This is a genomic window from Salipaludibacillus sp. CUR1 (assembly GCF_021028955.1).
Taxonomy (GTDB): Bacteria; Bacillota; Bacilli; order Bacillales; family Salisediminibacteriaceae; genus Salipaludibacillus.
This window is the reverse complement of record NZ_JAIWPE010000069.1, coordinates 165,007-178,429: the sequence shown is the minus strand read 5'-3', so window position 1 is coordinate 178,429 and position 13,423 is coordinate 165,007. Positions and strand designations below refer to the sequence as shown.

Genomic DNA, 13,423 nt, shown 5'->3' with positions numbered 1-13,423 from the left:
ACGGCTTCCACATGAAAATGGAAGCCGTTTTTATAATTTTCGCTATCAGTCAGGGTTAATTACTTCCCTTATTGCCTGACGGTCAAAAGTAAGTTTTTGAGCACCGTCAACATTCACCACCACACGGTTATCGTCAATAGCATCAATTGTACCGTGAAGACCGCCGATTGTGATAATTTTATCTCCCTTTTGAAGAGAAGCATGCATTTCCTGCACCTTTTTCTGACGCTTTTGCTGCGGGCGAATCAAAAGGAAATAGAAAATCGCAAACATAAGCAGAAGCGGGATTAAAGCACCAAATAAGTCCATTCATTTCACCCCTTTCAAAACTAACACCTTTACTCTTGCCATATATCGCTCATATGAAGGTTTAAACCGGCAAAAGTGCCATAATTCATTCGTTTACCTCGAATGGCATTAAATAACTCTCCCGTACTATTGTAGACAAACTTCCCTTTAAAAATCAATCAAAAGATGGGAAAGTTAAACGTTTTATTAAAAGTTTTTAGCGTTTGGTTTGTTAAAGCCGTATGCTTCAAAGAATTCTTCCCTGAAATCCAACAGGCGGTCATCGCGGATTGCTTGTCTTACCTTTTCCATTAATTCAAGTAAAAAGTATAAGTTATGGTAAGAACACAACCGAAGTCCCAGCGTTTCATTGCATTTAATTAAATGCCTGATATACGCCCTGGAATGGTTTTGGCACACATGACAGCTGCAGTTTTTGTCGAGTGGACTGAAATCTCTCGCATACGAGGCATTCCGGACAACTAAACGTCCTTCACTCGTCATAATCGTACCATTTCTTGCAATTCTTGTTGGCAGCACACAGTCAAACATATCTATCCCGCGAATTGCCCCGTCAATAAGAGAATCAGCCGAGCCTACCCCCATCAGATAACGGGGTTTATTATCGGGTAAGAGCGGTGCCGTATGCTCCAGTACCTTGTTCATGACATCTTTAGGTTCCCCTACTGATAAACCGCCTATAGCATATCCCGGGAAATCAAGGGAAACAAGATCTTTTGCACTCTGACGGCGAAGGTCTTCATATTCCCCGCCTTGGATAATTCCAAATAGCCCTTGATCCTCCGGACGCGAATGGGCTTCAAGGCAGCGTTCAGCCCACCTGCTTGTCCGTTCCACCGAAGCTTTCATATAAGCATGCTCAGCTGGGTATGGCGGACACTCGTCAAAAGCCATCATAATATCAGGTCCCAGGGCGTTTTGGATTTCCATTGACCTTTCAGGCGTTAAAAATAACTTTTCGCCGCTTAAATGATTTCGGAAGTGTACCCCTTCTTCTGTAATTTTACGCAAATCGCTTAAACTGAAAACCTGGAACCCGCCTGAATCAGTCAGAATAGGGCGATCCCAGTTCATAAATTTATGAAGGCCGCCAGCTTCTTCTACAATATCTTCCCCAGGCCGCAGCCAAAGGTGATAAGTATTGCTTAAGATAATCTGCGCGTTCATACTTTTTAAATCTTCAGGGCTCATTGTTTTAACTGTTGCTAACGTACCAACAGGCATAAAGATCGGTGTTTCGAACGATCCGTGGGGTGTGTGCACGATTCCGAGACGCGCCCCTGACTGCCGGCATGTTTTTATATGTTCATACGTAATAGCTGGCATAATTTTATTCCTTCTTTCTTGTCATTACTTTATTAAATAAGCAGCATAGCATCACCGAAACTGAAGAATCGGTAACGTCTTTCTACGGCCTCTTTATAGGCTGCCAGAATGTGGTCTTTTCCTGCAAACGCACTCACAAGCATAACGAGTGTGGATTTCGGCAAATGGAAATTTGTTAAAAGCCCGTCTATGGCGTTAAACTGGTACCCAGGATATATAAAGATATCTGTCCATCCGCTCGAACGTTTAAAGTCTCCCTCATTATCCCGTGCGATAGTTTCCAAAGTACGCGCAGATGTTGTCCCTACAGCAATAATGCGCCCGCCGGTTTTTTTCGTTTTGTTAAGCAGCTCTGCCGTTTCATCTCCAATCTCATAATACTCCGCATGCATGGTGTGATCTTCTACGGTGTCGACGGAGACTGGCCTGAAAGTGCCAAGGCCGACATGCAAAGTTACATAAGCAATTTTCACGCCTTTTCTTTGAATGTCTTCCAAAAGGTCTGTCGTAAAATGCAGCCCGGCTGTGGGTGCAGCAGCAGACCCGCGATGCTCAGCATAGACGGTCTGATAACGATCCTTTTCATCAAGTTGCTCCTGAATATAAGGAGGGAGCGGCATTTCTCCAAGTTGATCCAGTATTTCGTGAAAGATGCCCTTAAAATGAAAAGTAATCTTTCGGCGTCCTTCCTTCATTTCCTCTTTGCATACGCCGGTTAATAAACCGTTACCGAAATCGATCACGGTTCCTTCCCTGACTCTTTTTGCCGGCTTGACCAATGCTTCCCACGTATGATTTTCCTCTTCTTTTAAAAGAAGGAGTTCGATCTTCGCACCCGTTTCTTTTTTTACGCCAAACAGCCTTGCAGGAATTACTTTTGTATTATTTAGTACGAGTGTATCGCTTTTCTCCAAATAATTAAGCAGATCCGGAAACCGGCCGTGGTTAATATTTCCATCTATTTTGTCCATTATTAACAGTTTTGAACCTATACGGTCTTTTAAAGGGGTTTGAGCTATCAGTTCTTCCGGTAAATCATAATCAAATTGTGATACATCCATTACTTTATTTCCTTTCTTTTATCGAAATCGCCCGAATAAATATAATATTAACGATAACACCACACTGATAATAATAGATGTCATCAGCGGAAAATAAAACGTCGAATTTTCCCTGCGTATAATAATATCGCCGGGTAACTTACCCAAAGAGAAATATTTTCCTCCTGCCTGCCAGACCAGGCCGGCAATGATTAAGACCACTCCTGTTATGATTAACAGTTTAGGAATTTGAGTCACCGTTCAGGCACCTCCATATTAAAATGCTGATAAACAAGAGGAGTTACCATTCTTCCGCGCGGCGTGCGCTGCAAAAAACCTATCTGCATCAAGTAAGGTTCGTACACGTCTTCAATTGTGTGGGCTTCCTCTCCAATAGTCGCTGCAATCGTATCCAGCCCTACAGGTCCGCCCCGAAATTTATCAATTATATTTCTGAGCAGTTTATGGTCTATATGGTCAAGTCCAAGCTTATCAACCTGCAGCAGATCCAGAGCCTCACTTGTAATAGCATAATCAATTGTGCCGTCTCCCCGTACTTGTGCAAAATCTCTCACTCTCCGCAAAATACGGTTAGCAATCCTCGGGGTGCCACGTGACCGCCTGGACACTTCTTCAGCAGCTTTTTTATCTGTTTTAACGTCCATAACTTCCGCCGTGCGTTCCACGATTTCTTCCAATTCGGAGGGAGTATAATATTCCAGCCTGCTGACTACTCCAAACCGGTCTCTTAATGGCGCTGAAAGCATGCCCGCCCGCGTTGTTGCTCCAACAAGAGTAAAAGGAGGCAGGTCCAGGCGGACAGAGCGTGCCGACGGTCCTTTTCCTATTACTATGTCGAGAAAGTAATCTTCCATAGCAGGATAAAGCACTTCTTCAACGGAGCGGTTTAACCGGTGTATTTCATCAATAAAAAGAACATCCCCCGGTTCAAGTGCAGTAAGTACAGCTGCAAGGTCTCCAGGACGTTCAATTGCAGGTCCTGAAGTAGTCCTTAAATTTACTCCCATTTCATTAGCAATAATCATAGCTAATGTTGTTTTCCCCAGTCCTGGCGGTCCATAAAGCAACACATGGTCCAGACATTCTTCACGCATTTTGGCCGCTTCAATAAATACCGTCAAATTCTCTTTGACTGTTTTCTGCCCAATATATTGAGACAACGTTTGGGGACGGAGGCTTCGCTCTTCCCAATCTTCCTGTCCTTGTGCTTCTCCGCTGACTATACGTTCTTCCATGCTATCTTCCTCCGATTTATAGCTCGTTCATTTTATCTTTGAAGCATTTCTTTTAATGCCAGTTTAATGTACTGGTCAGTACTGAGAGAGTCCTTCTGAAGCGTCGGGATAACTTTCTTTATTTCTTTCTCTATATAGCCTAAAGCTCTTAAAGCCTCTATTGCTTCCTCCAGCTCCTGGGAGTAGGAAGAAGTTTTAGAAGCCCTGGCTTCACCCGGCACAGATTGAGTCAGTGAAGGGACAAACTCTTCCACTTTCCCTTTCAGATCTAAAATGATCTGCCGGGCAGTTTTCTTTCCAACCCCCGGAAATTTAACTAAAAACTTTTCATCTTCATTTTCAATAGCTTCCACTACCAGCCCCGGCTGCTCTGATGCAACAATAGCAAGGGCCCCTTTAGGGCCTATACCTGATACTTGAAGTAATTTTTCAAACAGACGCCGTTCTTCGCGGTGACGGAAGCCGTATAGCCGTATAGCATCCTCTCTAACGTGCTGGTAAGTATAAATAATAACTGTTTCATCAAGCCATTCCTCATACTTGTATGGATTTCCAGTATATATCAAATAACCGACTCCCTGTACTTCTATAACGACAGTTTCCGGTTCTATATTAATAACTTTGCCTTTTAAACATTCTATCACCGTTTTTCCCCCACTTATTCATTCTAATACGAACACATATTTCTATTTTAGCATAAATCCGTAACAAAGTTGGGGATCAGTCTCCAGGAAAAACGAATAAAAAGCTGCCGTGCACCGGGCAGCTTTTAATAACTTTTTTATAAACCATTTATGGCATATTTTTTGCAATTTTTCAAGACTTCCATATACTCATCTCTCGTTGAAACAGGTATTCCTTCCATAAGGGACTCATGAATGTGGCTTTTCAATTGTTTGGTATTAATCTGGAAGAATGATTGAATGACCTCATTTTCCTGAGGTTTCCCATTATAAATGCTCAGTGTGCCGTCTTCGTCCACACCAAAGTATCCGTGCATTTTCAATAATGGAGAGATATCATTAATATGTTTTTTAAATACAATTTGGTGCTCACTCAGATTAACCAGATCCCAATCATTATAATAAGACCAGAAGTCTTCCATTGACCAGATTGTCTCTTCTATTTCTTCTTCACTGATTTCCCCGTCAAGGTAATGCCTTTGCAAGACGACTTCCACCTCATGCGGCCCTTCTGAAACTTTCGGCGTGTCAGCCAGCGCCGCAGCAGCAGGTAAAGTATTACTTAAAAAGACAGCAGAAATAATTAAAATGGCGCCTATCAGCAGCAAACTTTCTTTATATTTATTCGGCTGGTTCCGTTTTTTCATTATCAAAATCATTGGCATGTCGGCCGCCCCCCGTCTGAAAAAAATTAATTTTACACTACTCATGCATAGCTTTACCATCAGACAGGGAATTTATTCCTTTATAACAAATAGTAAGTCAGTCTTTTACTTCTAAATTGTGGTATACATTTTGAACGTCATCGTTATCTTCCAAAGCTTCAATAAGCTGAAGGACTTCTTCTGCCTGAGTCTCACTAACAGGAGTGTAAGTATCAGGAATCATAGAAACCTCCGACACCGAAGGATCCGTTTCCAAAGAATCAATTAGTGCTTTTCTTACTTGCTGCAATTCCTCAGGGGTGGTGTATACTTCAAACGCTTCTTCTGAAAATATCACATCTTCTGCACCGGCATCAATTGCTTCAAGCATAAATAATTCTCCGTCGAGGCTTTCATTTTTCTCAAATAAAAGTACTCCTTTTCTTTTGAACATGAAGCCGACACAGCCACTTTCACCGAGATTTCCATTATTTTTATTAAAAGCCAGCCTGACTTCTGCAGCTGTCCGGTTTTTATTATCAGTCAAAGCTTGCACGTAAACCGCTACTCCATGAGGCGCGTACCCTTCGTATGTAATCTCTTCATATACAACTCCTTCAACATTGCCAAGCGCTTTGTTTATCGTTCTTTCAATATTATCGTTTGGCATATTAGCTTGTTTCGCTTTATCTATAGCTAATCTTAAATTGTGGTTGGTTCCCGGGTCATCCCCGCCTTGTCTCACTGCCTGAAAAATTTCTTTAGATAATTTAGTAAATATTTTCCCTTTTTTGGCATCCTGCCGGCCTTTCCTGTGTTTAATATTACTCCATTTCGAATGTCCAGCCATCTTCCAATTCCCCCTTGCACCAGCTTAAACTCTTTTTTTCTGTTTTTACTATAGCACAACACGAAGAAAGTCAAAACTGGCAAAGCAAAGTAAAAGGGTATCTCCATTTTGTAAACGGGATACCCTTCACCTTTTGCAGTTTATAATTATCTGGTTCGTTCAAATGGACGCTGAATAGCATCTCCAAGGTCATCAAGCATCGCATTAAAAGTAGCACCGACTTCTTCAAATGGCTGGCCATCTCTCAGCCTGTCTTCCATGCCCTGAATTCGCTCCACACCTGAACGCTCGGTAACGACAAAGATTTGGTTATCGTCATCCATATTTGCTACAAGAGATCTTACTTCATCTTCGATTTGTTCGTTATTGCCTCTGGCTTCCACTGCGATTACAACATCATTGTCTCTGACAATCACGTTAGCGTCTCTAACGCCTTCAATATCTTCTACGCGATTCTCAATTTTTCTTGCGGCTCTTCCTTCATCAGTGTCAAAGTAACCTCTTCCGTCTTGCTGTTGAGTGCGCCCGGCCATGCCATCCATTTGGCCTCTGGTGCCTCTGTTCAATTGGCCGTCTGCCTGGTGCTGGTTGAAGCCTTCAGTTTGAGTAAAACCTTCAGTACGGTTTAAACCGCGAAGACGGCCGTTTATTAAGCCATTGCTGTCAACCATACCCGGTCTGTCATTACCTGTAATACCTCTGGAAAACCCTCCTGTAAAGCCTCTTCCACCTTGGCCTCTGCCAAAGAAACCTCCACGGCCGTCAGCAAATCCTTGCTGTCCGCCGAACTGGCCTCGGCCTTGGCCTTTGCCAAACATCCCGCCACGCTGATTAGCAGCTCCCTGGTACCCGGTCATTTGGTCTTGGCCTCCTGGAGTGTTCATGCCGTAACGCTCTGTTTCTCTGCCCATCATTCCGCGCTGGCCATAATTTGCACCACCCATGCCAGTGCCATCCATGCCAGTGCCACCCATGCGGTGGCCATCAAAACCTGTTTCATAACGGTTCTGACCGCCAAAACGTTGGCCTTCAGCGTTATTAGCATTGTCCATGTCTCCACAACCAGTAATACCTGTGAACATTAATGTAGCAAGTGATAAACATAAAGTCATCTTTTTCATTCATTCTCCTCCTTTCACCATTTAGGGTGATCGGAAAAGAATAAAATAATCCTGTTAAATAAAGGTATTAAGCCTCTTCATCCTCCTCATGTGCCTTTTGTTCTGTAAAAGTCCTCTGCAGAGGAGGATACGTCCACGGCATCATTCCGTAATAAGCGTCGTAAGGGGGAGGAGTATGCTGATATGAATAAGCAGGCGGAGTTCCCTGGCCATAGGCGTCATTTGTTAAATCGCCATATTCACTGTTAGTCCTCTCTTCTGTTTCGACCTGATCCTGACCTTCTTCACTGTCTGTATCATGCCTCATCTGAGTGTGGTGATCGTATTGCTGCTGATGGTGGTAAGGGTGTTGGAAATACGGCTGCTGCATATGCTGCGGATGAGGCATCTGATTCATCTGGTGCATTTGGTGCATAGGCATCATCGGCATCATTGGCTGCATACCCATCTGCATCATATGCTGCGGATAGTAAGGCTGCTGATACATACCATGCGTAGTTCCCTGAGCCCACATTCCGTGCGGGTGATAAGCACACAATTGTTCAGGAGATAAACACCCTTCCATTGGAGCCATAGGCATAGGCTTTGCATACGGCTGGGGCATTGGCTTTTTCATTTCGGGCTGCGGCATCGGCTTCTTCATTGCAGGCATAGGCGCTGGTTTAGGAGCCGGTGCTGGTTTTTTCTTTTCAGGCATTTTTTCCACTGGAGTTGGCATAACTATCTCTTTCGGCTTTGCTTTAGGCTTTTCTTTAACAGGCTTTTCTTTTGGCGGCTTTGGTGCCGGTGGTGGAGTTGGCATCTTTGGATAAGAAGGCTGCTTATATACATTGACATTCATTTTAGCCTGCTGCATGTGATAAGACGGCTGAGGCTTTGGCTTAGGTTTTGGCTTGGGCGGCGGCATTGGCGCCGGAGCCACTGCTTCAGGCTTTTTTTCTTCTTTTTTTACAGGTTTTTCTTTAACAGGCTTCTCTTTAACAGGCTTTTCTTTTGGCATTTCTTTTTTTACAGGGGCTTCTTTTGCCGGCGCTTTTACCTGCTCTTTTTTCATAGGCTTTCCGGCTGAAGGTATTTTAATCTTCATTCCCGGCATAATCATATCCGGATTAGCTAAATGAGTATTTGCCTGTTTAAGTTTTTCAAAGTCGACCCCGTACTTTTTCGATAACTTCCATAAGGTGTCACCTTTTTGGACGATATGCATTTTCACTTTAAAGATCCCTCCCATACTATGTCACTTTATCCTATGCACACTTGGGCGAATCGTCACTATAAATACGCCTATGACAGTTTACTTCACAAAAATATATGTACCATCCTGATGTAATAGAAGTGAAAATAAAAAAACTGTGACACCAAGGCTGTAAGCCGTGGCGTCACAGTCATCAAAAATGACGGTTAAGTAACTTCTTTTTTTATCATTTCTTTTTGAAACCTGCTTAACTCTTCCCATGTAAAGCATGGATAGCTTCCTAAAATTTGCACTTCACACCCTAAAGTTTTTAATTCCTCACAAACGGAAGGAATGAGAATGTCATCCTGCTTCATTGCAGCGTCGATAATGAAGAAGTAATTCCCTAAGCCTGTTTTAGTAGGCCTGGACTCTATTTTCGATAAATTAATTTTTCTCCAGGCAAACGCCGCAAGTACCTGATGGAGAGCTCCTGAATAGTCTGACGATAATCCTACCATCATAGTCGTTTTATAGTCTGTTTTAGCTGAAATAAACCCGTTTGTGAATGGAGCTTCTTCATTGGTAAAAAGCATAAACCGTGTCCGGTTATTTTCATAATCATTAATTTTTTTCTGTGCTATCTTAAGCCCGTACGCTTCTGCCGCAATATCATTCGCAATAGCTGCTGCATTTTCCAGCTGATTTTCCTGAATATATTTTGCGGCAGCTGCAGTTGAGTTGACGTAAGAAATTTCCGCATCAGGCAAGTATGTTCGTAAAAATTGATGGCACTGGGCAATGGCATGAGGATGGGAATAAACCTTTTTCACCCTGTCCCATGATTTTAGATGTGATGGAGCAACAAGTAAATGCTGCTCAATCGGAGCAGATATTTCAGCTGCCATATTCATCCTCTGATGATGAATAAAATAATCGAGAGTAATATTTACCGAGCCTTCAATAGCGTTTTCCATAGGTACAACAGCGCGGCTGACAGTCCCTTCTTTCACAGCATCCATTGTATCTGGAATAGAACGGAAAGGCACCCGTTCATCATTTGGTACAAGAGCCTTGGCTGCCGCTTCTGTAAATGATCCTTGCGGACCTAAATAACCTGTTCTTTCCACACCGTTCCACTCCTTTTACTGACTTGCAGATAATTTAAGCACCGGAACCTATAAGTTCAACTTTCACTACAGGTTCTAGCGATCCAAGTTTTTTTAATAACACCGTGACATCTGAATTCATAGCAGCTGTTTCAATAGTTAATGTAATCGTGGCTCTCCCCTGAAGAGGAATCGTCTGATTTATTGTTAAGACATTCGCGCCCGTTTGAGCAACCGTCGACAAAAGTTTGGAGAGTGCTCCCGATTGATCTTCCAGATGCACAGATAAAGTAATAATTTTCTCTTTTACCATTGTATGAAAGGGAAATATCCCGTCTTTATACTTATAAAAAGCACTGCGGCTTAAATCCACCTGCTTTACTACTTCATTAATTTTATACTGTTTCCCGCTGTCCAGAATTTTTTTGGCCTCTGCTGTCTTCAGCATAGCATCCGGCAGCATATCTTCTCTTACTAAATAAAACTGGTCTGTTCTTTTTTTCAAATTGTTCACCACCTGATAAGGAACCTATTTCACCATTATAAAGTCAGATTAAGAAGTTGACAACACTGGCACTAACGATTTCTGAATATTCAATTCAGCAATAATACATAAAAAGCCGTGACAGTCCCCTCGTACCTATAATAACAGTACTTAGGGCTGTTACGGCTATCTTCTATTCAATAAATTCAAATTCATAATTGAGGATGCGGACCGTATCGCCGTCTTCAGCACCTAAATCCCTCAGTGCCTGATCGATCCCCATCCGTCGCATCTTTCTGGAAAAGCGCTGAACTGAATCATGTCTGTTGAAATCAGTCATTTTAAATGATGTTTCAATTTCATGTCCTTCTATAGTAAACCCGCCATCATCATCTTTAATAATTTTGAACGGATCTTCTTTTTTAGTGTACTTATAAACGACACGCTGATCTATTTCTTCCTCTTCATACAAAGGAAACTCAGGTGTAGACTCTACTTTATCAGCGATGTTTCTCAACACTCCCGCAAGACCTTGTTTTGTAACTGCGGAGACAGGATAGATTTCAACATCTTCTCCAGCCATTTCCTTAAAAATTTCCAGGTTCTCTTCCGCTTCAGGAAGATCCATTTTATTAGCCACAATAATTTGCGGACGTTCTGTCAGCCTCATATTATATTGTTTTAATTCTTCATTAATTGTCTGGTAATCTTCATAAGGGTCCCGTCCTTCGATACCGCTCATATCAATGACATGCACAATGACTCTTGTCCTCTCAATATGGCGCAAAAACTGGTGTCCCAGTCCTACCCCGGAGTGAGCCCCTTCGATAAGCCCCGGAAGATCTGCAAGAACGAAACTCCTCTTGTCATCTGTTTCAACCACTCCCAGATTTGGAGCCAATGTAGTGAAATGGTAATCTGCAATTTTCGGTTTAGCAGCTGAGACTACGGACAGGAATGTAGACTTTCCAACACTTGGAAAACCGACAAGGCCTGCGTCTGCAAGAAGTTTCAGTTCCAGTACCAGCTCTTTTTCCTGGCCTGGTTCCCCGTTTTCAGCAATTTCAGGCGCCGGATTTGAAGGAGAAGCAAATCTTGAATTACCTCGACCGCCTCTTCCTCCTCTTACAACAGTGGCTCTCTGGCCGTGTTCTGTTAAATCAGCCAAGACCGCCCCAGTCTCTTCGTCTGTTACAGTTGTTCCCGGCGGGACTCTGACAGTCATTGCATCCCTGCTTTTGCCATGCTGGTTTTTCGGACGTCCGTTTTCACCGCGGTCAGCCTTAAAATGACGTTGGTAACGGAAATCCATTAGGGTTCTTAAACCTTCATCCACTTCAAATACGACGTCAGCCCCTTTACCTCCGTCGCCGCCAGCCGGACCGCCATCCGGAACGTATTTTTCTCTGCGGTAAGCGACAATTCCATTTCCACCGTCGCCAGCTTTTACATAAATCTTTACTTTATCAACAAACATACTATTCACCTCTTCATCCAATGCTGCTGTTAAGGCTGTGTATAGCCGCCTTCCGCGTACTTTCTCTGATTAACTCTTTCTACACAGAACCTTACATAACATTCGGACTCATTCCACTCAATTTCATCAATTTGCTGTCCATAAGCTTCTTCTAAACGGGTTAATTTCCTGTGCAAGTCGTTATCTACACAAAGACTGCCCTGAAAATCTATTTCCAATACTTTTTCTTCAATATCATTTATCATTAAGAAGACATTCTGGTCTTCGCCGAATTTAGTGTATTCATCAAACAGACTCATCAATTCCCGAAAAAAAGATACGATCATTTCTTCCCAGTAAGACCAATCATCCGCTTTAGAAAGCACCTCAAATTTTAAATGAAAAGAATGCGCTTCCCAGTTAAAGGTCAGCACTTCTTTTGCAAACTGATTCATATTTAAATTTGATAACTGGCTTTCATTCTTAGATTGTCGTACTAATTCGTCAATTAAACTTTGGACTTTTTCAACTTTCCCCATTGCTAAATAACCATTAATTAACTGAATATGGTTTAACAAATCGTGACGATAATGGCGTAAAATGCTGATAACATCCCATTCTTTCTGCATATGAACACTCCTAAATCATACTTGGCTGCTCTCTGTCTTTTACAGCCGCCCTGTGGTAGTCTTCTGGAAAAAAATTAGTGTGATTCGCCATTTATTTAGAATAAACCATAACGTTTATCATACCATATTTTCGACAGGAAAACTAATTAATTACTACTTACTGCGTGACTTCTTTCTCCACAGGGAAACGGAGTTTAAAAACGGTCCAACCTTCCTTTGAAGTATAATTAATATCTCCCTCGTGCTTTTTCATTAACTGCTTTGAAACCGCCAGTCCTAATCCTTTTCCCAGCTCTTTAGTGCCTACAAAAGGTTCAAACATCGATTGTCTGATTAGCGCCGGGACTGGAGGACCATTATTTGAAAAAGTAATGAGGGCATCAGCATCTTTTTCAGTAAGCCATATTTTCAAACACCTGTTTTTTTCTTTCATTATCAGGGCATCATGGGCGTTCTGCATTAATTTATAAAGTACAAGTTTAATTTGTTCTTCTATACCTAACGTGGTGACGTTTTCACATAAGTTCAGTTCCACATTTATTTTATTCTGATAAAACAGGGGCTGAAAATAGTCTACGGCGTCATATAACAATTGGTTTAAACTGACAGAAGTAAAATATATATCCTGATGATTTTTTTCATGAGACAAAAATAAAATCTGATTTACCTGCTGCTCGAGTTCTTCCATTTCATTATAAATATAACTAAAGTAGTTTTTTTCCTCCACCGGTGTCTCCATGCGCTGTTCAATCAATTTTATAAAACCTTTAATGGACGTTAACGGATTGCGGATTTCGTGAGCAAAACTCGACGACAGCTTGGAAAGTATCTCCATCCGGTCGTTTTTCAATTGGGAAAGCTGATCATCTTTATGTAGCAATTCTTTATTTTTTTGTTTAGCTGTTTCTAAATAAGCCTCTTTTTGAAGGTCCAGAAAAAACCGGTAAAGTTTTGCAATGGTTAATGTTTTGTTTGTTTCATCTACTGGCATTGAGGATATATGACTTTCCATGACCACCCTTATCTCATCAAACCTTGCAAGAAAGTCTTCCACTTCCATATCATACCGGGACATAAATTCCTGGACCCTTGCACCAAAATCAGCGGTATTCAAACAGGTATCTGACGAAATTTTCAGTAAAAAGAGATCAAACAAAAATGATATTCTTAATTTTAACGCTTCGAGATCTTCTTTACTGCGTAAAATATCTTTAAAAGGATACACCGTATCCTTTAAAATGTGTTCTTTTTTATCTCTTAACAGTTCTACCATGTGTCTAATTGCAAGCTTGTCCATAGTACAGTCCCCTCCCGTTCTGTTTCTTAATTAGTATAATTTACT

General features: G+C 41.9%; 15 protein-coding genes. All 15 read right to left on the bottom strand.

Annotated features, from left to right (window positions below):
- Positions 1 to 45: 45 nt before the first annotated feature.
- Positions 46 to 309, bottom strand: a complete 264-nt coding sequence (gene yajC, locus K8O68_RS15110; protein WP_093048068.1) for a preprotein translocase subunit YajC — start codon at positions 307 to 309, stop codon at positions 46 to 48.
- A gap of 186 nt (positions 310 to 495) precedes the next feature.
- Positions 496 to 1,635: a tRNA guanosine(34) transglycosylase Tgt gene (gene tgt, locus K8O68_RS15105; RefSeq protein ID WP_230897685.1), complete on the bottom strand. Its 1,140-nt coding sequence runs from the start codon at positions 1,633 to 1,635 to the stop codon at positions 496 to 498.
- A gap of 32 nt (positions 1,636 to 1,667) precedes the next feature.
- Positions 1,668 to 2,696, bottom strand: a complete 1,029-nt coding sequence (gene queA / locus K8O68_RS15100) for a tRNA preQ1(34) S-adenosylmethionine ribosyltransferase-isomerase QueA (RefSeq protein ID WP_230897684.1) — start codon at positions 2,694 to 2,696, stop codon at positions 1,668 to 1,670.
- A gap of 18 nt (positions 2,697 to 2,714) precedes the next feature.
- Positions 2,715 to 2,933 carry a DUF2905 domain-containing protein gene (locus K8O68_RS15095; RefSeq protein WP_230897683.1) on the bottom strand — a complete coding sequence of 73 codons (219 nt, stop codon included), beginning with the start codon at positions 2,931 to 2,933 and terminating at the stop codon, positions 2,715 to 2,717.
- Positions 2,930 to 3,931: a Holliday junction branch migration DNA helicase RuvB gene (ruvB, locus tag K8O68_RS15090; protein ID WP_230897682.1), complete on the bottom strand. Its 1,002-nt coding sequence runs from the start codon at positions 3,929 to 3,931 to the stop codon at positions 2,930 to 2,932. Before ruvB ends, K8O68_RS15095 begins: the two co-directional genes overlap by 4 nt.
- Before the next feature lie 32 nt (positions 3,932 to 3,963).
- Positions 3,964 to 4,575: a Holliday junction branch migration protein RuvA gene (gene ruvA, locus K8O68_RS15085; protein WP_230897681.1), complete on the bottom strand. Its 612-nt coding sequence runs from the start codon at positions 4,573 to 4,575 to the stop codon at positions 3,964 to 3,966.
- Positions 4,576 to 4,712: 137 nt separating this feature from the next.
- On the bottom strand, positions 4,713 to 5,279 hold the full coding sequence (locus K8O68_RS15080; RefSeq protein WP_230897680.1) for a BofC C-terminal domain-containing protein: 567 nt from the start codon (positions 5,277 to 5,279) through the stop codon (positions 4,713 to 4,715).
- 97 nt (positions 5,280 to 5,376) lie between these two features.
- Positions 5,377 to 6,108: a YebC/PmpR family DNA-binding transcriptional regulator gene (locus K8O68_RS15075; protein ID WP_230897679.1), complete on the bottom strand. Its 732-nt coding sequence runs from the start codon at positions 6,106 to 6,108 to the stop codon at positions 5,377 to 5,379.
- A 146-nt stretch (positions 6,109 to 6,254) separates the two neighbouring features.
- Positions 6,255 to 7,229, bottom strand: a complete 975-nt coding sequence (locus K8O68_RS15070; RefSeq protein WP_230897678.1) for a YhcN/YlaJ family sporulation lipoprotein — start codon at positions 7,227 to 7,229, stop codon at positions 6,255 to 6,257.
- A gap of 67 nt (positions 7,230 to 7,296) precedes the next feature.
- Positions 7,297 to 8,436 carry a SafA/ExsA family spore coat assembly protein gene (gene safA / locus K8O68_RS15065; RefSeq protein WP_230897709.1) on the bottom strand — a complete coding sequence of 380 codons (1,140 nt, stop codon included), beginning with the start codon at positions 8,434 to 8,436 and terminating at the stop codon, positions 7,297 to 7,299.
- 194 nt (positions 8,437 to 8,630) lie between these two features.
- Complete coding sequence (gene pheA, locus K8O68_RS15060; protein ID WP_230897677.1) at positions 8,631 to 9,533, bottom strand: prephenate dehydratase; 903 nt, start codon at positions 9,531 to 9,533, stop codon at positions 8,631 to 8,633.
- 34 nt (positions 9,534 to 9,567) lie between these two features.
- Positions 9,568 to 10,017, bottom strand: coding sequence for an ACT domain-containing protein (locus K8O68_RS15055; protein ID WP_255717255.1), 450 nt, complete (start codon positions 10,015 to 10,017; stop codon positions 9,568 to 9,570).
- Between the two features lie 172 nt (positions 10,018 to 10,189).
- Entirely contained in the window at positions 10,190 to 11,473 is a 1,284-nt protein-coding gene (obgE, locus tag K8O68_RS15050; protein WP_230897676.1) for a GTPase ObgE, read from the bottom strand.
- Between the two features lie 29 nt (positions 11,474 to 11,502).
- A complete protein-coding gene (locus tag K8O68_RS15045) occupies positions 11,503 to 12,081 on the bottom strand; it encodes a Spo0B C-terminal domain-containing protein (RefSeq protein WP_230897675.1) in 579 nt (192 codons plus the stop codon).
- Between the two features lie 157 nt (positions 12,082 to 12,238).
- Positions 12,239 to 13,378, bottom strand: a complete 1,140-nt coding sequence (locus K8O68_RS15040; protein WP_230897674.1) for an ATP-binding protein — start codon at positions 13,376 to 13,378, stop codon at positions 12,239 to 12,241.
- Positions 13,379 to 13,423 lie beyond the last annotated feature (45 nt).